The organism is Flavobacterium ginsenosidimutans (assembly GCF_037478105.1).
Taxonomy (GTDB): domain Bacteria; phylum Bacteroidota; class Bacteroidia; order Flavobacteriales; family Flavobacteriaceae; genus Flavobacterium; species Flavobacterium ginsenosidimutans.
In genome coordinates this window covers 4314787-4335414 of sequence record NZ_CP147988.1, presented here as the reverse complement: position 1 = coordinate 4335414, position 20628 = coordinate 4314787, and the positions used below count along the sequence as shown (strand labels likewise).

At 42.5% G+C, this 20628-nt stretch carries 18 protein-coding genes; 14 read left to right on the top strand and 4 right to left on the bottom strand.

Going from position 1 to position 20628, the window contains the following annotated elements; genetic code table 11:
* Positions 1-167: 167 nt before the first annotated feature.
* The gene (locus V6624_RS18895) at positions 168-488 is read right to left on the bottom strand and encodes a DUF6965 family protein (protein WP_263522578.1); all 321 of its coding nucleotides are present in this window, start codon (positions 486-488) and stop codon (positions 168-170) included.
* Positions 489-871: 383 nt separating this feature from the next.
* Between V6624_RS18895 and V6624_RS18890 the strand changes: the two genes are divergently transcribed.
* Positions 872-1342 carry a JAB domain-containing protein gene (locus V6624_RS18890; RefSeq protein WP_411970328.1) on the top strand — a complete coding sequence of 157 codons (471 nt, stop codon included), beginning with the start codon at positions 872-874 and terminating at the stop codon, positions 1340-1342.
* 316 nt (positions 1343-1658) lie between these two features.
* Here V6624_RS18890 and V6624_RS18885 read toward each other — a convergent pair whose 3' ends face one another.
* Positions 1659-2852, bottom strand: a complete 1194-nt coding sequence (locus V6624_RS18885; protein ID WP_338839784.1) for a WG repeat-containing protein — start codon at positions 2850-2852, stop codon at positions 1659-1661.
* A 138-nt stretch (positions 2853-2990) separates the two neighbouring features.
* The gene (locus V6624_RS18880; protein ID WP_338839783.1) at positions 2991-3284 is read right to left on the bottom strand and encodes a hypothetical protein; all 294 of its coding nucleotides are present in this window, start codon (positions 3282-3284) and stop codon (positions 2991-2993) included.
* Between the two features lie 294 nt (positions 3285-3578).
* Between V6624_RS18880 and V6624_RS18875 the strand changes: the two genes are divergently transcribed.
* The 12 genes from V6624_RS18875 to V6624_RS23750 all read left to right on the top strand — a co-directional run bounded on the left by V6624_RS18875 (position 3579) and on the right by V6624_RS23750 (position 16685).
* Positions 3579-3986 (top strand): plasmid mobilization protein, encoded by a 408-nt coding sequence (locus V6624_RS18875; RefSeq protein WP_338839782.1) that lies wholly within the window; start codon positions 3579-3581, stop codon positions 3984-3986.
* Positions 3971-5248, top strand: coding sequence for a relaxase/mobilization nuclease domain-containing protein (locus V6624_RS18870; RefSeq protein ID WP_338839781.1), 1278 nt, complete (start codon positions 3971-3973; stop codon positions 5246-5248). Before V6624_RS18875 ends, V6624_RS18870 begins: the two co-directional genes overlap by 16 nt.
* Positions 5249-5279: 31 nt before the next feature.
* The gene (mobC, locus tag V6624_RS18865) at positions 5280-7262 is read left to right on the top strand and encodes a conjugal transfer protein MobC (RefSeq protein ID WP_338839780.1); all 1983 of its coding nucleotides are present in this window, start codon (positions 5280-5282) and stop codon (positions 7260-7262) included.
* Positions 7263-8055: 793 nt separating this feature from the next.
* Positions 8056-8235 carry a class I lanthipeptide gene (locus tag V6624_RS18860; RefSeq protein ID WP_111289879.1) on the top strand — a complete coding sequence of 60 codons (180 nt, stop codon included), beginning with the start codon at positions 8056-8058 and terminating at the stop codon, positions 8233-8235.
* A gap of 89 nt (positions 8236-8324) precedes the next feature.
* Positions 8325-9461 carry a zinc-binding alcohol dehydrogenase family protein gene (locus V6624_RS18855; RefSeq protein ID WP_338839778.1) on the top strand — a complete coding sequence of 379 codons (1137 nt, stop codon included), beginning with the start codon at positions 8325-8327 and terminating at the stop codon, positions 9459-9461.
* Positions 9462-9516: 55 nt separating this feature from the next.
* Positions 9517-11730: a lantibiotic dehydratase family protein gene (locus V6624_RS18850; RefSeq protein WP_338839777.1), complete on the top strand. Its 2214-nt coding sequence runs from the start codon at positions 9517-9519 to the stop codon at positions 11728-11730.
* Positions 11730-12620, top strand: coding sequence for a thiopeptide-type bacteriocin biosynthesis protein (locus V6624_RS18845; RefSeq protein ID WP_338839776.1), 891 nt, complete (start codon positions 11730-11732; stop codon positions 12618-12620). The genes V6624_RS18850 and V6624_RS18845 overlap by 1 nt, the downstream gene beginning before the upstream one ends.
* 154 nt (positions 12621-12774) lie before the next feature.
* Positions 12775-14166, top strand: a complete 1392-nt coding sequence (locus V6624_RS18840) for an alpha/beta hydrolase family protein (RefSeq protein ID WP_338839774.1) — start codon at positions 12775-12777, stop codon at positions 14164-14166.
* Between the two features lie 127 nt (positions 14167-14293).
* The gene (locus V6624_RS18835) at positions 14294-14977 is read left to right on the top strand and encodes a hypothetical protein (protein ID WP_111289889.1); all 684 of its coding nucleotides are present in this window, start codon (positions 14294-14296) and stop codon (positions 14975-14977) included.
* Positions 14974-15504: an SdpA family antimicrobial peptide system protein gene (locus V6624_RS18830; protein WP_111289891.1), complete on the top strand. Its 531-nt coding sequence runs from the start codon at positions 14974-14976 to the stop codon at positions 15502-15504. Before V6624_RS18835 ends, V6624_RS18830 begins: the two co-directional genes overlap by 4 nt.
* 4 nt (positions 15505-15508) lie before the next feature.
* Positions 15509-16444 carry a sporulation-delaying protein SdpB family protein gene (locus V6624_RS18825; protein ID WP_111289893.1) on the top strand — a complete coding sequence of 312 codons (936 nt, stop codon included), beginning with the start codon at positions 15509-15511 and terminating at the stop codon, positions 16442-16444.
* On the top strand, positions 16362-16685 hold the full coding sequence (locus tag V6624_RS23750; RefSeq protein WP_111289895.1) for an SdpI family protein: 324 nt from the start codon (positions 16362-16364) through the stop codon (positions 16683-16685). The genes V6624_RS18825 and V6624_RS23750 overlap by 83 nt, the downstream gene beginning before the upstream one ends.
* Positions 16686-17110: 425 nt before the next feature.
* On the opposite strand, the gene V6624_RS18820 is transcribed toward V6624_RS23750, so the two are convergent.
* Positions 17111-17305, bottom strand: coding sequence for a hypothetical protein (locus tag V6624_RS18820; protein WP_111289897.1), 195 nt, complete (start codon positions 17303-17305; stop codon positions 17111-17113).
* Between the two features lie 192 nt (positions 17306-17497).
* On the opposite strand from V6624_RS18820, the gene V6624_RS18815 reads away from it, so the two are divergent.
* Positions 17498-20569, top strand: a complete 3072-nt coding sequence (locus V6624_RS18815) for an amino acid adenylation domain-containing protein (protein WP_338839771.1) — start codon at positions 17498-17500, stop codon at positions 20567-20569.
* Positions 20570-20628: the final 59 nt, after the last annotated feature.

The following is a 20628-nucleotide window of genomic DNA, read 5'->3' as shown; positions in this document are numbered from 1 at the left end:
TGAATATTTTTTTTTGCTTTCGGAATTTTTGGGCCGTTTTTTTTGTTTGGCGGTGTTTTTAATTAGAATTTTTCTTACTATTAATAGCTGGCGGCTGCTTCAGGGATAATCCTCGCTGTCGTGCAGGCCAATCTTCTATGGCTTGCAGCGTTTTGCAATGAATAGATCTATACGGCTTCGTCTTCAGCAGGAGCTGCCGGGGGAGTTTCTTCAATTTGCGTGTCCGCAGCAGTTTCTGGAGGGTTCGATTCGGCCACAATCTCTTGTTCAGCCGTCTGCAGCTGGGCTGTTTTTTTCATGAGAATATAAAAATCCCTCAGATGCCACCATGCCGGACAGCGGTCTAGGGGACCGTTAAAGTTTCTGATGCCGATATAGCAGCTCTTAAGGAAAACCTGCGTATCGGTGATCTTTGCCCATTCTGTCCAAGTGACTTCTCTAGGCGGAGGATTGTTCTCAAAATGCCGTTTAATGTCTTCGTAATTCATGCTGCAAAAATAATTGAAAACTATACATCAGGCAAGACGGACTGCGGTTTTGCAGGATATTTGGCGATTGTTTTTCATACCGTTCTGGCACTGTTCTATCATTCAGGCATTTGCTTCCGGTCTGCATGCTGGAATTGATATAAGCGCTGTGTACGGTGCTGCTATCCGTATGCCCAGATCCTTTTGTTCTTGAAATGGGAGGCAGCTGCCTTGGATAGCGCATTATCGTTTAATCCCATCACAAAGTTCGGGCAGGAGCCTGCGGTTCGCCGCAAAAAATTCCCCCATAAATGCAGGACATCCGTCCTGCTTTATTGCGTTGCTTTCTGCGCTCGCTGGCCTCTGCCCGGTGCAGGTGCTGCTATTAACCTTAAATCTGCAGCATCATGAAGACAGAAGAAAACAAAAGCTGGAAAACCGTTTCAGAAATCGATCTGGTCTACAGGACAAAAGTTAAAAATTCCGAGAGACCCCATATTACATCCTCCAGATATGCATATAGCCTTATAAAGGACTGCTGGGATCCGGGCAAGATCGAATTCCTTGAGCAGTTCAAGGTTCTGCTGCTCAACCAGTCCAATAAAGTGCTCGGAATTTACGAAGCTTCCTCGGGAGGCATCACGGGAACCGTGGTGGATATCAGACTGCTGTTTGCGGCAGCGCTTAAAGCAGGTGCAGTAGGCCTGATTATCACGCACAACCATCCTTCAGGGTCGCTGCTGCCTTCAAACCCTGACCGATACATCACCGCAAAGATAGCACAGGCAGGAGAGCTGCTGGACATCAAGCTGCTGGATCATCTGATCATTACAGAAGAGAGCTATTATTCCTTTGCAGATGAAGGCGCTTTATAGCGCCTTTTTCTGTTTTTTATTCTTTTAGGAACAGTTCCAGAGTTGTGGCTTGGCATAGCTTAGAATCCTATAATCTTATTGGAAGATTCTGTAAGCTTTTGGATTTTTATTGCCGTAATTTTGGCTTTATATTAATAGCGATGCTGCACAATCAGCCAGAAAAAGCACAGGGGACCGGCGGGGTTCGTCTGGAGGTTCTGTACAATGATTTAGTTAGTTATCGCATACCATTTCAGGCACCCGCCGGCTGCCGAAGAGCTCCCTATTTTTTAGGGAGTTTTTCGTTTATTGATATAGGCAGGCCTTAGAGCAGATGCTATAAATGTATGGTCAGTGCATCTTTGGTATCCAGTATTCTATAATCGGCAGACTGCCTGTTAAAGAATATGATCTTGCTGTCGTACAATTGATAGTGCCTATAGATAGGCTCTACCATGATTTCGTTTTTGGAATTGATGAGTCCCCAGAGCCCATCCTTGACATACCATGCCCCATCTTCCTGTTCGCCCTGGTAATAGTACATCAGCCCTGAAGGGTTGATTAAAAACAGATCATCCTTAAGCGTCTGTCCGATCCAGCTGTATTCAAAAGGGATGATAAGGCTTCCGCCATGGTCAAATGCACCCCATTTTCCGCCGTCCAGCGTATAGTAGCATTCGGAGCCTTCCGCTTCTTTCGCCTCATAGTCACGGCCCACTTCCGCGTTTCTTTCTTCGTAAGCCAGAATAAACTTTTCGCCTTTAAAAATCAGATCATAAAGCGGGGGGATTATAGTCTTAAAGTTCTGGTCCAGAAGCCCCTGTCTGCCAATCATAACAGTCGGATCCACATAATCGCTGCAGAAGCTTCCGATATCATAAACCGTATAGAAGGAAGGGCTGTTGGCAAAATTGACCAGTCCGTATTCAAGGGTATTGACCAGCATGCCATTCTGGTCGAAGATCCTGTAAATGCTGCTTTCTTCTTCTTCTTCTTCTTCTTCTTTATTGATCTGTTCCCTAGCTTTGAAAACTTTTAGGGTTTCATTGTATTCAATTTCCCTGAACTTTAGAGGGATGATTATTTCAAATCTTGAATTGAGTATGCCCGCATAATCGCCAATAGTGGCCAGAAAGCTGTCTTCATTGATGTCTCGCAGGGAATCGTATTGGGCGGGAAGCAGGACCTCAAAGTTTTCATCCAGCACTCCCTTTCTGGTGGTATTATAGCCATCAGGCCTGTCTCTCAGCTCGCTGAAGAAAAGGATATTTCTTTTCGTATTGGACTGGTAGACCGAGTGGTATTTATGGGTGTCAATAAGAACTTCTGCAGTCTGCGAAACTTTCAGCGCTCTTGTTTTATTTCCCTGATCATTGTAAATATTAAGGACAGCGAATCCTCTTGTATCGCGAAATCCAAAGAACTCTCCGTATTTCAGGTTCAGCCTGCTGCAGATGAGATCAAAAAGGTCTCTGGTCTGCTGCATTTCAGCCTGTCTTTCTTCAAATCCTTTCAGTTCTTCGGGGGTCATATATTCAATATTAGCTGTCCAAAAATAGCATAAAAAGCAATATGGATTTAAGCTGTGCATAAACAAAAATAATAGTGCGCTGGGAATAGCAAAAAAGCCGTTAGAAATTTCATGCTAACGGCTTTTTCTTTCTGTTCTCTACTGTTTTTTTTCTGCTCCGAGGCGGGCAAGCTTTTCATTGAGTTCGGTAAGTCCGGCCCTGCTCAGGCAGTCTGCGGAAAGCTGTCTCAGTTCTTCAATGTTCTCCTCTGCGGCGCGTTGCAGCAGCACCGAAGGGCCGCTGCCATTTTGAATCAGGCCGCGTGCGATCGCATGGTGGAGCAGCAGCACATTTTTTCGTGAAATCTTCAGATCAATCCTCACCAGTTCATTCATGCCAGGGATACTCAGTATGGTATCAAAAACCTGGGCAGCTTCATTTTCTGTCAGCATAATTCAACGTTTTTAAATTAATAATCAGCTCCTGTAAAGATAGGCAGATGCCTTAAAAGCAGCCTATTCAAAATATGGGCATGATGGTAGGGATCGCTCTGCCTTTCATAACTTCGGGCAGGATTTATTTCTGGCGGCAGTGATGCCAAATGCTTTTATAGGGATTGGAGACTGCCCGCCTTGCTGCAGTCGGCCAGATGTCCGTTTGTTAAACAAACGAATCTGGCGGCCTTTCTGCTCGGAACTCGCGGGCAGCTGAAGCCTGAAGGGAAAGCATTTTAACGCTTAAAAAGAATGGAGGAAAAGAAGATGAAAAAAGAAATTTTAAACAGGACCCGCATCGCTGCGGTCAGATTTACAGCGGTAGAATATGAGGCGCTTGAAAGAAGATTCAAGGCCACCACATGCAGGCAGATGAGCGAATACCTCAGAAAATGCCTTCTAAACAGACCTGTAACGGTGAAGCACCGCGATGCCTCCCTTGATGAATTCATGCTCGAATTTATACGGCTTCGAAAAGAGCTCAGCGCTCTTGGAAATAACTTTAACCAGAGCGTTAAAAAGCTGCACACCCTGCAGCAGATCCCTGAGTTCAGGCAGTGGATTTTAGAGACTGGGCTGCAGCGCGATCGGCTCCTTTTTCAGGTGTCGCAGATCCAGAATCTTGCTGCTAAAATAAGCGGGAAATGGTTGCAGTCATAAAGACGGGGCATTCGCTGCACCGCATCTTCAATTACAATGAAAATAAGGTTCAAGATGGCCAGGCAAAATGCATCGGGGAAGGGAATTATCCTGCTGCAGCTGAAGACCTATCCAGGGCTATGAAACTCAACAGGCTCCTGCATCAGGCGGCCCTGAATGGGAACGTGAAAAGAAGCAGCGTCCATATCTCGCTGAACTTTCATCCGTCAGAGAATTATCCTGCTGAAAAGCTTATGGAAATAGCTGATAGCTATATGGAAAAAATAGGTTTTGGACAGCAGCCCTATCTGGTGTATGAGCATTTTGATGCGGGGCATCCGCACATCCATCTGGTGTCGGTTAAAATAAAGGAGGACGGTTCGAGAATAGACATGCAGAACATAGGGAGAAACCAGTCTGAAAAGGCGAGAAAAGAGATTGAAAAATCCTTTAATCTGGTGAGGGCAGAAGGGCAGGAAAGAGCAGCTGCCCTATCGCTGAAACCTGTGCCTGCAGGCAGAGCGGCCTATGGAAAAATGGAATCCAAAAAAGCCATATCAAGTGTGCTGCAGCAGGTGCTTTACAATTATAGATACGCATCGCTTGCAGAGCTCAACGCGGTGCTGCAGCTCTACAATTTAAAGGCGGATCGGGGCAGCGAAGATTCTAGGGTTTTCAAGTCGGGCGGGCTTGTATACCGCATACTGGATAAGGAGGGGAAGACTGCTGGAGTTCCCATTAAGGCAAGCGATTTTGCAATCAAGCCGACCCTTGCTTTTTTAGAGAAGAGATTTGCTTTAAATGCGTCAGAAATCGCGTTTGAAAAGAAGCGGATCCGCAATGCGGTGGACACTGCTTTTCTGCAGAAAGATATGGATTTGGAAAAGCTTTTTCCAATGCTGCAGAAAGAAGGGATCCATGCCGTGCTGCGGCGCAGCGATGCCGGAGAGCTTTATGGAATCACCTATGTGGATCATGTGACCAAATGTGTTCTAAATGGAAGCGCTCTGGGTAAAAGCTACAGTGCCAAAGGCATGCTGGAGCGCTGCGGCGGCAGTGTGAAAATGGAAGGCGGTGCAGCGCATAAAACCAGCTTGAAGAATGTGAAAGCCGAGCCACAAGAAACGCCCTTTAAAAACCTTTGCGCAAGCGCGGCCGAGCCTATCGCGGCCCAAGAATTGCAGAGGCTTTTAAAGCCTGAGTGGCAGCTGGACTATGCTCCTGCAGCATTGAAAAGAAAGCGCGGGAAAAGAAAAGGAAAAAGACGCTCAGATCTGAATTAATCCAAATTATTAACGGTAAAATCAGGCAGCTATGCAGACAGGAGAGAATGAACAGGCGCTGAGAAAAATACTTGATATGACAAGGCTGATGAGCATCGTTTTACTGATGCTGCATTTTTATTATTGCTGGTATGGAGCTTTCCAGTTATGGAATCTTACAGGCAGTTTTGTGGATACCATTTTAGTTTCGGTCTATAAGACGGGGCTGTTTGGCAGTTTCCATACATCCAAATTTATTTCGCTGGGGCTTCTGGCGGTTTCCCTATTAGGGGCAAAGGGAAGAAAGGACGAGAAGCTGCGGTTTAAGACCGCTTTTTATTATGCTGCTTTAGGGCTGGCTGTTTATTTTTTAAGCGGTTTTGTGCTGTTTTTTGGCGATGCTGTTCCAGCTAATGCGGTGCTGTATATGATTGTTACGGTTTTGGGGTATCTGATGGTGCTTTCGGGCGGCACGCTGCTGTCGCGCATCATTAAAAACAGGCTGTCCGCAGCAGATATTTTCAACAGCGAGAATGAAACCTTTCCGCAGGAAGAGAGGCTGCTGGAAAATGAATATTCGATCAATCTTCCTGCGCAGTATTATCTAAAGGATAAGCTGCGCAGCAGCTGGATCAACATCATCAATCCTTTTAGGGGGCTGCTGGTTTTGGGAACGCCTGGTTCGGGCAAATCCTACTTTGTCATCCGCCATGTGATCACCCAGCACATAGCCAAAGGTTTCAGCATGTTTGTCTATGATTTCAAATACGATGACCTTTCCAAGATTGTCTACAATACCTTTGAGAAGTATAAGCATGTCTATAAGGTGATGCCGAGATGCTACTTCATTAATTTTGACAGCATCATGCACCGCTGCAATCCTTTGGATCCGCAGAGCATGGAAGATATTACCGATGCTTCGGAGTCTGCAAGGACCATCCTGCTGGGGCTAAACCGGGAGTGGATCAGGCGGCAGGGAGACTTTTTTGTCGAGTCGCCGATCAATTTTTTATCGGCCGTAATCTGGTATCTCAGAAGATACAATGATGGGGAGTTCTGCACGCTTCCCCATGTGATCGAGCTCATGCAGATCGATTACGACAGCCTCTTTACCCTGCTGCGGACAGACAGGGAAATCGAGGTGCTTATCAACCCCTTTGTCAATGCCTATCTCAATGATGCCATGGACCAGCTGGAGGGTCAGATCGCATCGGCTAAAATAGCCATGGCAAGGCTTTCGTCGCCACAGCTCTATTATGTGCTTTCGGGAAATGATTTTACCTTAGACATAAATAATCCAGAGGAGCCTAAGATTGTCTGCATGGGAAACAACCCGCAGAAGATACAGATCTATGGAGCGGTTTTGTCGCTTTATGTGAACCGTCTGGTAAAGCTGGTCAACAAAAAAGGAAAGCTTAAATCCAGCCTTATTTTTGATGAGTTTCCGACAATCTATCTCAACAATATGGACAGCCTGATTGCCACGGCGAGAAGCAATAAAGTTTCAACCTGTCTGGGGGTGCAGGACTTCAGCCAGCTTAGAAAAGATTATGGGCGTGAGCAGGCCGATGTGATTCTGAATATCACCGGAAATATCATCTCGGGACAGGTCACGGGAGATACCGCCAAACAATTGTCAGAGCGCTTCGGAAAGATCATGCAGGACCGCGAGAGCATTTCCATCAACAGCGCCGATACCTCCATCAGCCGTTCCAGACAATTGGAAGCTGCTGTGCCGCCCTCTAAGATAGCCTCTTTAAGCTCTGGGGAGTTTGTGGGCATGGTAGCGGATAATCCGGACTGCAAGATTGCATTGAAAACCTTTCATTCGGAAATCTTAAATAACCATGAGGCTATACGGAAAGAGGAGGAAGGCTATAAAGAGATACCTGCAGTCAGAAGGCTGGATAATGCGATGGTCCAGCAGAACTTCAGCCAGATCAGACGCGATGTGCAGGAGATTATCCACACTGAGATGCAGAGGCTTTTGAATGATCCGGCGCTGGCGCATCTGATTGTGGCTAAGAAGAAATGAGCTCTACTTTAAATAATTTCTCTTTTGGGATAATAGATTCTGAATCAAATTTCTTTCCTCCTCTTCATTATTTCGGCGTTTATTAACTGCTATCCGACTATAAAATACAGATATGCCTGCGAACCATATTTTTCGCATCGCTTCTAAAACTCCGAAATCGCATATAATATCAAACTGTTTCATAAAGCTTGATTTAAAATTCCGGACAGCTTTCATGCGCTGCCCAATTAAACGCGCGCGAACTCTTTTATGCAAATGGCACTTTAGCTTTTTGTCTAAAACTAGAGCAGCTTCATTTTATTTAATGCTTACTCGTAATGGGATTCTGAAATGTTAAATTTTTTAAGTTTTTGTTTTGATGAGGTCAGTAAAAGTGGGTATTTCTGTTTTTTTTGATTTTTTTTTGAATAAAATTATCTAAAATATGGGAAACCGTAAGGATTTGAAAAAGATGGTTTTTAAGTTTGTTCTTACAATAATTTAAAAAATAATGAAATATAGAGGTTTCATTATATGAGGCTGGAAGAAAATAATACTTAGATAGTTTCTTTTCGGACTCGTTTAGCGATAGTGGAGCCTTTAGCAGTTTAAGTGCATGTAATCAGATAAAAACTATAATTATGAAAAAAGGAAAGAGATCCGCGCCTACTTAAAATTATTATACAATTGTGCCAATACCGGTAAAAGAATCATATCCTATTTGCTGCTGGCCTAAGCTCTCCTTCTAGAATCTTCAGGAGATGCCTTTTTTACATTTTTTACTTTTTTAATTATTTTATAACACTAAACATCTATGAAAAAAATTAAGCAGAATAAAAAAACTTTAAAACTTGATAAAAAGCAGATTACAAATTTAAGTGCGGATCAAATGGAAATGATTAAGGGAGGAAAGCAGCAGGATCAGCCACAGGTGACTGTAACAGTTGATTTAACTGATACGGGAGGAAGCCTTTTATGCACACTTAGCTTATAGATAGCAGAAGTCTATCTGAATGATTTTTTAGGAACTCTGCGATTTATTCAAAGAGTTCCTTACTGAAGGAAATATTTTAAAAAATTATTATGAAAAGCGTCTCTCTTATAGGCAGTAATATTTATGGCCCTGCAGGCATTAAATTTTCAGGGAACTTTAAGCTTGAGAATGAAAGCATCAATGTAGGCCTAGTTGAAGAAGAGGATCTGTCCTTAGAGCAATCTGCTGATCCAGATAATAGGGTGTTAATTAAAAAAAGGGGGATTTCATGCAATTATAGAGATAAGTCATTGATACTTAAATACGATAAGCAGATTAATGCACTGGCAGAAAGAGGAGAGGCCGGTTTTTCATATATCGGCTCTGAATTTGTTGGGGAGGTTATAGCTGTCGGCAAAAATGTTAAAACTCTTAAGATTGGAGATCGTGTTGTTGCAAATGCGGCATATCCATCTTATGCTAAGGGGTATATCGGCGGTCTTCCTTCGAACCATGCATCAAGAAGAATTGATGACTTTAATGAAAATAAGCTTATTAAAATTCCTGATGCGCTAACTGATGAAATTGCTTCAGCTTTTGTCATCGCCGCATTTACCGCATATTCGATGATTCGAAAAGTGGTTAGGCCCAATATAAAAGTTTTAGTTACAGCTGCTAAATCAAATACATCTTTGGCCGTCATTAATGCTTTAAGAAATTTTCCTGTAGAGGTGTATGCGATGACTTCAAATTTTAGGAATAATAAAATACTTTATGATTATGGAGTAAAAAAAGTTTTTGTGGTTGATCATAATGCTGACAGTTATCTTGAGGCTGATGAAATTTCTGATTTTGTCAATAAAAATGGACTTTTTGATGCAGTTATTGATCCTCTGTTCGATATTCATCTTGGCAGAGCCATAAAATTAATGAATTATGACGGCAGGTATGTCACCTGCGGCTTTTATAATCAGTTTCCGGAATTTTTGGATAATAAATTCCATGCGAGGGATTCTTTTGAGGATATAATGAAATCAGCTATGGTTAAAAATATCTCTATTATAGGAAACTGTATAGGGGTAAAAGAGGATTTTGACCTAGCGATGGAACATTTCCTTGCAGGTAAATTTTCAATCCTAATAGATAAAGTCTTTTTTGAAGGCGAAGAAAAGGAATTTTTTGATTTGAGCTATAACTTTAAAGACAGATTGGGCAAAGTGGTCTATCTATATGATAAAAGGCCCTAAGATTTCAGCTTGAAAACAGAAATGCAAAAAAGTAATAGTTTCCAATTTTAATCTCATGGAAAAGAATAAGTATAATTTGTGCGATAAATTTGTTTTGAGGACTCCTCTTCTAAGGTTTGATTCAGATTTTTTTGCAGCATTAAAAGAAGAAGACGTAATGTCGCTTCTTGAGGATGAAATAATTTCGGAATCGATTTATCTGGCATCCTGCGATCTATTGAATGAAGCAAATAAACAGATTGGCCTGAACAGAAAACTAAGTAAAGAAAGCCTATCGGCCTTTCTGAAATATTTTTCACGCATGAGTACAAGATGCACTCCATTTGGATTATTTGCAGGAACAGCTGTTGGAAATTTTGACGATGAAGCGAGTGCTCCAAAGCTGGGAAAGCTTAAAAATTATAAAAAGCATGTCCAACTGGATATGAACGTAATTTTCTCCATTTTCCAGCTGATCAATCAGAATAAAAAGATTAGAAAATATTTTACGTATTATACAAACACCACTATCAATTCAGGGGCATATCAAGATCGATTGACGTATGTTGAATATGTATACAGAAATGGCAAGAGGAACCATATATTAAATTCCGTAGCAAATAGTCTTTATCTGCATCTGGTTTTAGCAGAAAGTGAGGGCGGTTTGAAATTTAATGATCTGGTGAAATTGCTTGCATCAAAAGATATAGATAAAAAGGAAGCCCGCAGATACATTAATGATCTTATCGATTCACAGCTCCTAGTGAGTGAATTGGAACCTTTTACAACTGGAACCGAGCCGCTGAAATTCATATTAGAGAAGATCAATGGCATCATCGAATTAAAGGATCTGCATGAGAGTCTAAACGAAATAGACAGCATATTAGAGGATGTGAATAGGGCATTTTCAGACAGATTCTGCAGTGTTGAGCATTATTTAAGGGTACAGGAGATTTTGGACGGCCTTGATATAGCATATGATAAAAAACATCTATTTCAAGCTATCCTCACTACAGTTTTAGAAGAAAGAATGCTGTCTTCTAAAGTTCAAAAGGAAGTTTTGGAAGGAATAGAAGTATTGAACAGATTGACAGTAAAACAGTCAAATGCAAACTTAGAAACTTTCAAGAAGGAATTCTACGATCGTTATCAGGATCAGGAAGTGGTTTTATCAGAGGTTTTGGATATTGACAAAGGTGTTGGCTACTGCAATACTTCGACGAAGACCGATTCTCCGCTGCTGGAGGGGCTTTATTTTCCTGCGGGGTCCCAGAAAAGACCGGTTAAATCACAATACCTGCATGATTTTTTTATGAATAAGCTATCTGAGGCGTCCTTTTGCAACGAGAGAATAATTTATCTATCGGATAATGATTTGGAGAATTTCGAATTAAACTGGGAAGATCTTCCGCCAACCATGTCTTCGCTGGTGGAGATTTATGCAAAAGATGATTCTCAAAACATATATGCGATCACAAATTGTGGAGGAAGTTCCGCCGCCAATCTATTGGCTCGGTTTTGCAACTCAAATTGTGAAATATCAAATTTTGTATCGGATGAAATTATTAAGGCTGAAAACGATTTAATTGATGAAAATTTTATACTCGCGGAAATTAGCCATTTGCCTGAGTCTCGAGTTGGCAATATTTTGCTGCGGCCGCAATTTAGGCAATATGAAATTCCATATCTGGCCAAATCAAATCTGCCGATTGGCAGCCAGATATTTATAAAAGATATTTGGGTTTCTCTTAAGAATGATACAATTTGCCTATATTCAAAAAAACTGAAGAAGCATATCATTCCGATATTGACAAATGCGCATAATTATAACAATCCTTTTATGGTTTCTGCCTATCGATTTTTATGTGATGTCCAAAATCAAAACGGAAGAACTTCCATGGGCTTTTCTTGGGGGCCGCTTTCTGAAAATTTCATTTTTCTGCCTCGTGTGCAGTATAAAAATATTGTTATATCTAAAGCATTTTGGAACTTCAAAAAATGCCACATAGCACACCTGTATGATTTGGAGAGTGAAATGCTGATATCTGAAATCCACAAATGGAGAGCAAAGTACCATATTAAAGATGAAGTGATCATCAAAGATTTTGATAATAAATTGTACATCAATTTTAATAATAGGTTATATATTGAATTGTTCCTTAGGGTATTAAAAAACAGAGATAATTTTATAATCGAAGAGTTTTTATATAGTGAATTCAAGTCAATAGTCAGATCGGATATGGGTATCCATACCAATGAATTTATTTTCCCACTTTATAAAATCAACTAATGGAAATTCAGAGAAAGTTTATTTTAGGGGACCAATGGATTTACTATAAAATTTATCTGGGTGAATTTACATCTGATCTTATCCTGGTAGACTTAATTAAAAGTCTGGTTGAGCATCTGCTGGAAGCAGGCATTATTGATAAGTTTTTCTTTATTCGCTATAATGAAGGCGGACATCACTTAAGAGTGAGATTCCATTTGGCCGGCAAAGAAAAAATTATTCATCTGATCACGCTTTTTAACGAAGCTTTTAAAGAAAGCATGGAAAAAAACTTTGTTTCAAAGATTCAGGCTGACACATATGATCGCGAACTTGAACGCTATTTTGATGAATGCATTATTTTTTCAGAAAACATATTTTACCATGACAGCATTGCCATTTTAGATTTTCTAGCCCTTATGCGAAAGAAGAATCTGGATGAAAATTACAGGTGGCTTTATGGAATCTATATGATTGATTTTTTAATAAAAGATTTTGGATTCAATATGAATGAAAGGCTTAAAATCATTGAGTCGCTTAATGAATCTTTCAGTAGGGAGTTTAGTTTGGACAAGAGGCTTAAAGATCAGCTGGATGCTAAATTCCGAGCGGAAAGGGAAAAAATAAAAAGAATGCTGAATGGTGAAAATGGCGATTTTCAATCTCGATTGAAATTGAAATCGCGTCATATTTCGTCGGATATTGCTGATTTAAAATTAAGGCTTGGCAGGGACGAACAGATTAAAATTCTGGCCAGTTACATTCATATGTCCTGCAACAGATTGTTTAGGGGCAGCCAAAGAAAACATGAATTTGTCCTATATCATTTTTTATGGAAACATTACAGGTCCGAAGTTGGAAGAGCCAATCATCATAGCAAATCTCTAAAATCAAATGAAAGCCTTCTTTGATCATATAGCAGATATGGATTATATGATTAGTGATCATTAAAATTGCGTGAGAAAAATCTTTGTAATACATGGAGATGATTTAATTGTTAATTTAAGAAAAATACTATATTTGGTTTTTATTGCCAATACAGGAAATTCATAACCCAAATCTGAAATGAAGAAAAAAATATTGCTGCTGCTGAGCTGTATCACTTTCGCAGCCAGTGCCCAACAGATCAGCGGAAGCTGGGCCGGAACCCTTAAAGTGCAGTCTTCTTCCCTGAGGCTGGTATTCCATATCTCAAAAACGGAAGCAGGCTATTCAGCATTGATGGACAGCCCGGATCAAGGGGCTTACGGGCTGCCGGCTGGCAGCGTCACTTTTACCGATCCGTCTCTTTTAATCGAAGCCCCGGCGATGGGAATTATCTATAGGGGAGAACTTAAAGATGATCATATCACAGGAGTGTTCCAGCAGGGAGGGCAGAAATTTAATGTGGATCTCTTCCGCACTCAGACGCAGGAGGCCAAAGAAAGGAAAAGGCCTCAGGAGCCTTCAGCGCCCTATCCCTATTATACGGAAGAGGTTGTTTTTAAAAATGCAAAAGAGGGCATCGAGCTCTCGGGGACACTCTCACTTCCCAAAAAAGAAGGAGTTTTTCCAGTTGCAATCCTGATAAGCGGCAGCGGGCCCCAAAACAGGGATGAAGAACTGATGGGGCACAAACCTTTTCTGGTGCTATCTGATTATCTTGTCAGAAAGGGGATAGGCGTACTGCGCTATGATGACCGCGGCACCGCTAAATCAGGCGGAGTATTCAAAACGGCGGTCACTGCTGATTTTGCCCAAGATGCCGCATCGGCAGTGGAGTACCTGAAAACCAGAAAGGATGTCAATAAAAACAAGATAGGGCTTATCGGACACAGTGAAGGAGGCCTTATTGCGCCGATAGTGGCGAACTCATCAAAAAACACAGCTTTTATTATCCTGCTGGCTGGTCCGGCAATATCTGGAGACCAGCTGCTTCTAAAGCAGCAGGAGCTTATAGGGAAGGCTTCAGGGAAAAGCGAGGCGGAGATTCAGAAATCAAAGTCAGAGAATGAAAAAGCTTTTGAGATTGTAAAAAAGTATAGTGATCCGGCAGAATTAAAAGCTAATATGACCCGTTACATCAGCGAAATTTCCCAAAACGATCCTGCTAAGCCTGAAGGGATTTCCCAGAAGGATTATGCAGAAGCGCAGGTTGCAAGAATTCTGACCCCTTGGATGGCCAGCTTTATAAGATATAATCCTGAGCCTGTGCTGGAGAAGGTGAAGTGTCCTGTCCTAGCTTTAAACGGGGCAAAGGATCTGCAGGTGGCGCCAAAAGAGAATCTTGACGCCATGAGTAAAGCGCTGGGCAAAGGAGGCAATAAAAATATTGCCGTTAAGGAGCTGCCAGGCTTAAACCATATGTTTCAGGAATGCTCCACAGGACTGCCAAGCGAATATGGCCAGATCGAGCAGACAATTTCCCCTTTGGCTCTTAAAACAATCTCTGAATGGCTTGATTTATATATTAATTAAGAAAAATACTAATTAATTTATGTAAATTATAAGTTTTTATTTATATTTTAATTTTTTTTATTTGAATATTATTATATATTCGCAGGATAATTCCTATTACAAATAATAACCTAAAAAAATTATTTAAATGAAAAAAATCAGAAAATTTTCCAGCAGTCCGCTGGCCATTATCCTAGTGGCCATGAATTTATTATTTGCCAGCTGTTCCAGCGACGCGGCTTCATCTGCGGGCGATCAGACAGCGGCCAAGCTCAGCGGCGAAGAGCTTTTTAAATCCCTAATATTTGCGGACGGTGAATTATCAGAGGCAGTTCCGGCGCTGAAAAGCGCATTTGACATGGGCGATCTTACTGCAGAGCAGAAAGCAAACTACAAGAAAGCCGAGCAGGAGGCTATTGCCTATCTTAAAGCAAAAGATGCGGCATATTTTGAAAAATTCCAGAAGCAGATCTATTCAAAGGATCCTGAAACTATTCTTGCGAGCATCAAAAAGGTCGCTGGGGACATAAAGCCGCTTATTGACAGCAAGCTGGCGGTGTATAACCTATCGGTTGAAAAAATCAGTAAGGAGTATTACCAGAAAAACGCAAAAAATGCCCCATTGTCTGCAAAAGTGCAGGTAGAGGCTTGCGGGGTATGGGCTCTGGCTGTGGGTGTGGTAGTGGTTGCAGTGGCTGTTTTCTATGTGGCGGCAATCTCAGAGGTTACCTTCGGTCTTGTAGAGCCTGTTCCTCCAATTACAGAGGAGGCTATTGCCCTGCAGGTTGCTGAAGGAATTGATGGGCTTGAGACACCGATCGGACTAGAATGAGAAGAAGCTTTTTAAAGATAGCCTATTTCTATTTTCTGGCGGCAGTATGCTTCTGCATAATCGCATATCTTACGGTTTTGAGCGTAAAGCCCAATCCGATAACGCTGCGCTACGACCTGCCGTTTAAAAATACGTTAAATGCCCTTGCCCCTCAAGGCTGGGCATTTTTCACCAAAGACGTTAAAAAGGATTATTTCAATCTTTACACACAGGACAGAGAGGAATTTCAGCTAAAGGCTTCAGGCACCGAACAGTTCTTTGGGTTTAAGCGCGACAACAGAATCATCAATCATAAAATCGGAAGCGTACTCAATAATGTGAATGCCAAATACTGGTATTCGTTTAAGGGCGATCCCCGAAAAGTGCCGCAGGACTCCCTTACAAAACTCTCCATAAAGATAAGCCCTCCGATGGTTTACGGAGTGTTTCTGGTCGAAAAGGGGAAGCCTCTTCCATATGAGTGGCACATTTCAAAACTGAATGTGCGCCAGACCATGGATTATGTATTGCTTGAAATAAAAAAATAAACGCATGATTTTAAAACAACTCAGCGCAGCTGAATCATTTGTCAATAAAAACTGGTGGTCAAACTGGATGGGCCTTAGCAGGACCATTATGGCATCATCGCTCATTTTAACGCTGCTGTCCAACAGCAGGTACACGCTTTTTTTTACGGGCTATCAGAATGAGACTTTCCATAAGTTCACGCATTATGAATTTAATTTTTTCTCTTTCTTCAGTGATTTTCAGACCGGCATTGCCTTCGCTGTGGCAGGTCTGCTGCTGGCAGCCTCGGGAATCTATCCGCGTTTCACCTGCGTGCTGCACTGGTTTATAGCCTACAGCTTCAGCATCACATCAACCTGCATGGACGGAGGGGACCAGGTATCAGCGATACTGGCCCTGCTTTTAATGCCGATCTGCCTGCTGGATAAAAGGAAATGGCACTGGTCAGAGGATACCGCTGTACATTCCTTTTTCGCCAAAGCCACAGCTGCAGCGGCTTTTTATCTAATGTCATTTCAGATATTTGTAATCTACTTTTTCGCTTCAGTAGGAAAATTTAAAATAGAGGAATGGAAAAATGGAACTGCCCTGTACTACTGGTTTACCCAGCCATTGTTCGGTGTGACTGATTTTTTCAAGCCTTTTATTGAAGTGATTCTCAGCAGTCCGGTGCTCACAACGCTGCTTAACTGGTCGGTTCTTGTCATTGAATTATTGATTGCTTTGAGTATCTTTACAGCGGATGCAGAGAGAAAGAAAAAGATTGTTTTCGTAGGCATGCTCTTTCATTTTTTCATTGCGCTTTTTATGGGCATAATCAGTTTTTCATTCGTAATGTGTTCTGCCTTATTATTATTAATCTCTAATACAGCTAATTATGAATTCAGAAATGCTAATCTGCCTAGTGCTGCTTTTGATTTCAGGAGTCTATTATTTCTTCCAGCCAAAAAAGATAAATAGGTTTTACGGCTATAGAAGCAGCAAATCAATGAAAAATCTGTCTAACTGGCAGTATTCTAACAGGCTTGCAGCCATAGTGCTATTTTGGATAGCATTGTTCAATTCCATATTTGTATCAGTTATTTTCCTTTTAGGCGGAAGCCTGAACAAAAACATGTTCGGGATTTTTTTAATTGCCCAATTTGTTTTCATGTTTTTTTACATAGAAAGAAAGATCGGAGAATATGAAAAGAAATTGTAAATTGATTTGCAAGAATTGCTGAAGCAGCATGTAAAGCCATGTAAGCCTTAAGATTTTGACTTTTTTTTATGCTTGGGCATGGATGTAGTGCTTTTGGCAATGCATCAGATGTGCTGGCGGTTAGCTATTGCATAAAACATTTGCAGATTATCAATGATTTATAGTAGTATCGCATAAAAATTAAAACAGCCTTCGGGCTGTTTTTTTATTTTATAATCTGTTATATGCCAGATGGTTTATGGCTGTTTTCTTTTTAGGCTGTTTTTGCTTATTGATTGTTTTTTTTAGACTGTTTTTTTTAGACTGTTTTTTTTAGACTGTTTTTTTTTCATTTGGCTGGTGACAGGGATACTTATTATAGAGGGGGAGCTTTCTGATAGCTGTGCTGCAATTTAAATTTATGCGGAAGCTTTTAGTTTAGGATGCTATCCGTTTTCAATCGCAATAAAAGCAGGCCAAGCTAGCGGCCATCGCATGCGCGGTGCGCATAACGGACTCCAGCTTCTTTGTCCGCCTTCGGGGCTTATAGCGCCACTGCATTCTTCGTGCCCGCTTTTTCTGCGCTTTCTTTTTTTTTTTTTCGTTTTTTCTTTTGCAATGCAATATGTAATTAGAGGCAATGCTCTATATATATGCTTGTTGGTTTAATTTGTTTATTTACAGCGTGTTAAATTTAAATTATTATTGGGGACAGGTTTAATTTGTAAGATATTTTTTAGTTATTTTGTTTATGTGTTTTTTAATGTTAAAAAATATATTAAGCTTGTCTATCAGTGTTTTAAAAATTAGTGTCTAACATAAAATTTTGCCCAATGGAAAAAGAAATGGATTCTGGCAACGAAATGAAAAATGATTATCCAACAGTCGGCTTTCAGGATAATGCCGGCAATATTATAAGACAGATTGAGAAAATTGCAGAGCGGTATCCCCATAAATCGGCACTTGCCGATGGGGGAGGGAAAACCGCTTATGGGGACCTCAATGCCAAGGCCAATCGGCTGGCACGTTATTTACGGCTGCATGGAATTGGGCGGGGAGGGAGAGTGGGAGTGTGCCTTCCGCAGTCCGCCGACCGCATTATTGCTTTTTTGGCCATTTTAAAGTCAGGGGCAGCCTATCTTCCCATAGACGGAGAATTGCCCCAGGCACGGATACATCTGATGGCCGACGATGCTGAAATCGATCTGCTGCTGACCAGCCGGGAATATTTGGAAAAAGCCGGCAAAGATGGAATTGAAAGCATCGCATTGGACCTTCTGTTTCAGGATGATGGATATAAGCAGATGCCTGAAGACGGCATGCATGCTGAAATCCTGCCTCAGAACCCCGCTTATATCATCTATACTTCCGGGAGCACGGGAACGCCCAAAGGCGTCGTTATCGCACATGGGGCCTTTTATAATTTTGTGCGGCAGCAGGCTGAGGTTTTAGGCCTGTCTTCTGAGAGCAAAACGCTGCAGTTTGCCTCTCCCAGTTTTGATGCCGCTGTGATTGATATCTGGACGCCCCTGATAAAAGGCGCCTGCATATACCTATATCCCAACAACAGGATTGTCGGCGAGCCGCTTTTGGATTTTATTGCGGCCCATAATATCGATACAGTGCCTCTTATGCCTCCGATGGTATTGGCTTCACTGCCTCTAGATAAGCCCATAGGCAATCTAAAGGCCATCGCAGTTGGCGGTGAGGCCTGCAGTGAAAGCACTGTGAGATCCTGGTGCAGGAAAGTGCGTCTGATCAATAGCTACGGACCGACAGAGGCTACAGTTGCCGTAAGCAATTATGAGTTTAAAGAGGAAACGGATCCGAGAATTATCGGATCTGCAATGCCCAATGTAAATCTACTGGTCTTAGATGAAGATCTCAGGCCCGCAGCCAAAGGAGCCATCGGAGAGCTCTATATAGGCGGCCCCCAGCTGGCATTGGGCTATCTGAACCGGCCCGAGGATACCAGAAAAGCTTTTCTGCAGGCCCCGGAATGGCTTTCAGGCCAGCTGCAGGGCAGCGGGACTATCTATAAGACGGGAGATATGGTGCTTGAAAGGCCCGACGGAAATCTCGAATTCTGCGGCAGAAAGGACGATCAGGTCAAAATCAGAGGCTACCGCATTGAGCTTGCAGAAATTGAATACAATATGGCCAAATTGCCTCAGATTTCAAAGGCGGCAGTTAAGGTTGAAAAAAAGGCCAATGGCCTGCCCGCGCTCGTTGCTTTTGTCAAGCTCCGAGGCATTGGGGATGATCGGGCAAAATCCCTGCAGGGCATCAGAGCAAAGCTGCAGCAGGCAATGCCCCCGTATATGCTTCCCGATAAAATCATTGCCGTGGATGAAATGCCCCTGACGCATGCCGGCAAAATAGATAAAGCGCTTTTGGAAATCCCCGAGAGCCAGATTAAAAATGCCAGTCAGCCGAAATGGAAGGAAGATAACCTTACTGAAATTGTAAGGCATATCTGGAAGGAGCTGCTTTCGGCCGAAGACATTGGAGAGGAAGATGATTTTTTTGATTTGGGAGGGCATTCCCTGCTATTGGCGCAGCTTTATGCCCTTCTTCCCGAGCCTGTAAGAAATAGGATCAGCCTGCCGGAACTTTACATTTTCACGACTATTTCTGCGTTTGTAAAAGAAATTGACAAACGTATGCTTGAAACGGAGATTACGCAGCAGGCTAAGGCCCGAATAATGGCCAGCGAGCTGATTCAGGATTCGGAGCTGCGGATTGATTTTACTGTGGAGGCACTGCCGGATGCCGCTGTGCTGGGCAATCCCAAGAATGTTTTTCTGACGGGCGCGACCGGTTTTGTCGGCTCCCATCTATTGGCGGAGCTTCTGCAGGATACGGCCGCCAAAATATACTGCCTGGTGCGCGCCCCGTCTGCCAATGAGGGGCTGCAGCGCATTAGAAGCACTTTTGCAAAATTTAAGCTGCCCTGGCCTGCCGATTATGATGGCCGGATTGAAGCGATGCCAGGAGACCTGTCTCTGCCCCGCTTTGGAATGGAAGATCAGGCTTACCGCTTCATTGCAGAGGAGATGGAAGTCATATACCATTCGGGAAGCTCCGTAAGCTATGTGCAGCCGTATCCGCTGATTAAAAAGCCCAATATTGACGGGCTGCACAATATTATCGGTCTGGCCGCCGCAGCAAGAGTGAAATTTCTGGTGCTGCTCTCCTCAATGGGCGTCTTTAGCTGGGGAAGGCCTTTTACCGGAAAAACATGGATGTATGAGGATGATGCCATAGGCCAGAACCTCGAAGCGGTCTGCCGTGACTTAGGCTACATTAAAAGCAAATGGGTAATGGAAAGCATTGCCGAAAAGGCAAAGGCAAAAGGGCTTCCCATCATAAATTTCAGGCTGGGCTTTGCAGTATGCCATGGCGCTTCGGGCGCAACTGAAATGAACCAGTGGTGGGGTGCGCTCATAAGAAGCTGCGTCGAGCTGAAATCATTTCCGCTGGTGATGGGGCTAAAGGATGAACTGACAACAGTGGATTATATGTGCAGGGCCATTATGCACATCAGCAGAAAGAAGGAAGCCGTAGGCTTAAATTTCCATCTTTCCCCTCTGGCGGAAAATGACGTGTCCCTAACGGATTTCTGTGCTAAAATGAATGAATATTACGCCATGGGCTTGGAAGGGATGGAGTATCGCCAATGGCTCAGCCAATGGAAATATGACCATAATCTTCCCATATATCCTCTGCTGAGCCTCTTTACAGAGGATGTGCACGAGGGAAGATCCCTGGTGGAAGCCTATGAGAATACCTATTACTATGACAGAAGCAATACAAAGCAATTCCTGGAAGATGCCGATTTGGCGCCCCCTGTTTTTGACAGGGAGCTTATGGGGAGGTACTTGGAATTTATGGGGGTCATCTAAAAGGCAAAGATTTTTTTGCAAAAGGGATAATGCCTTTTTGCCTAAGCCGGCTATGTGTT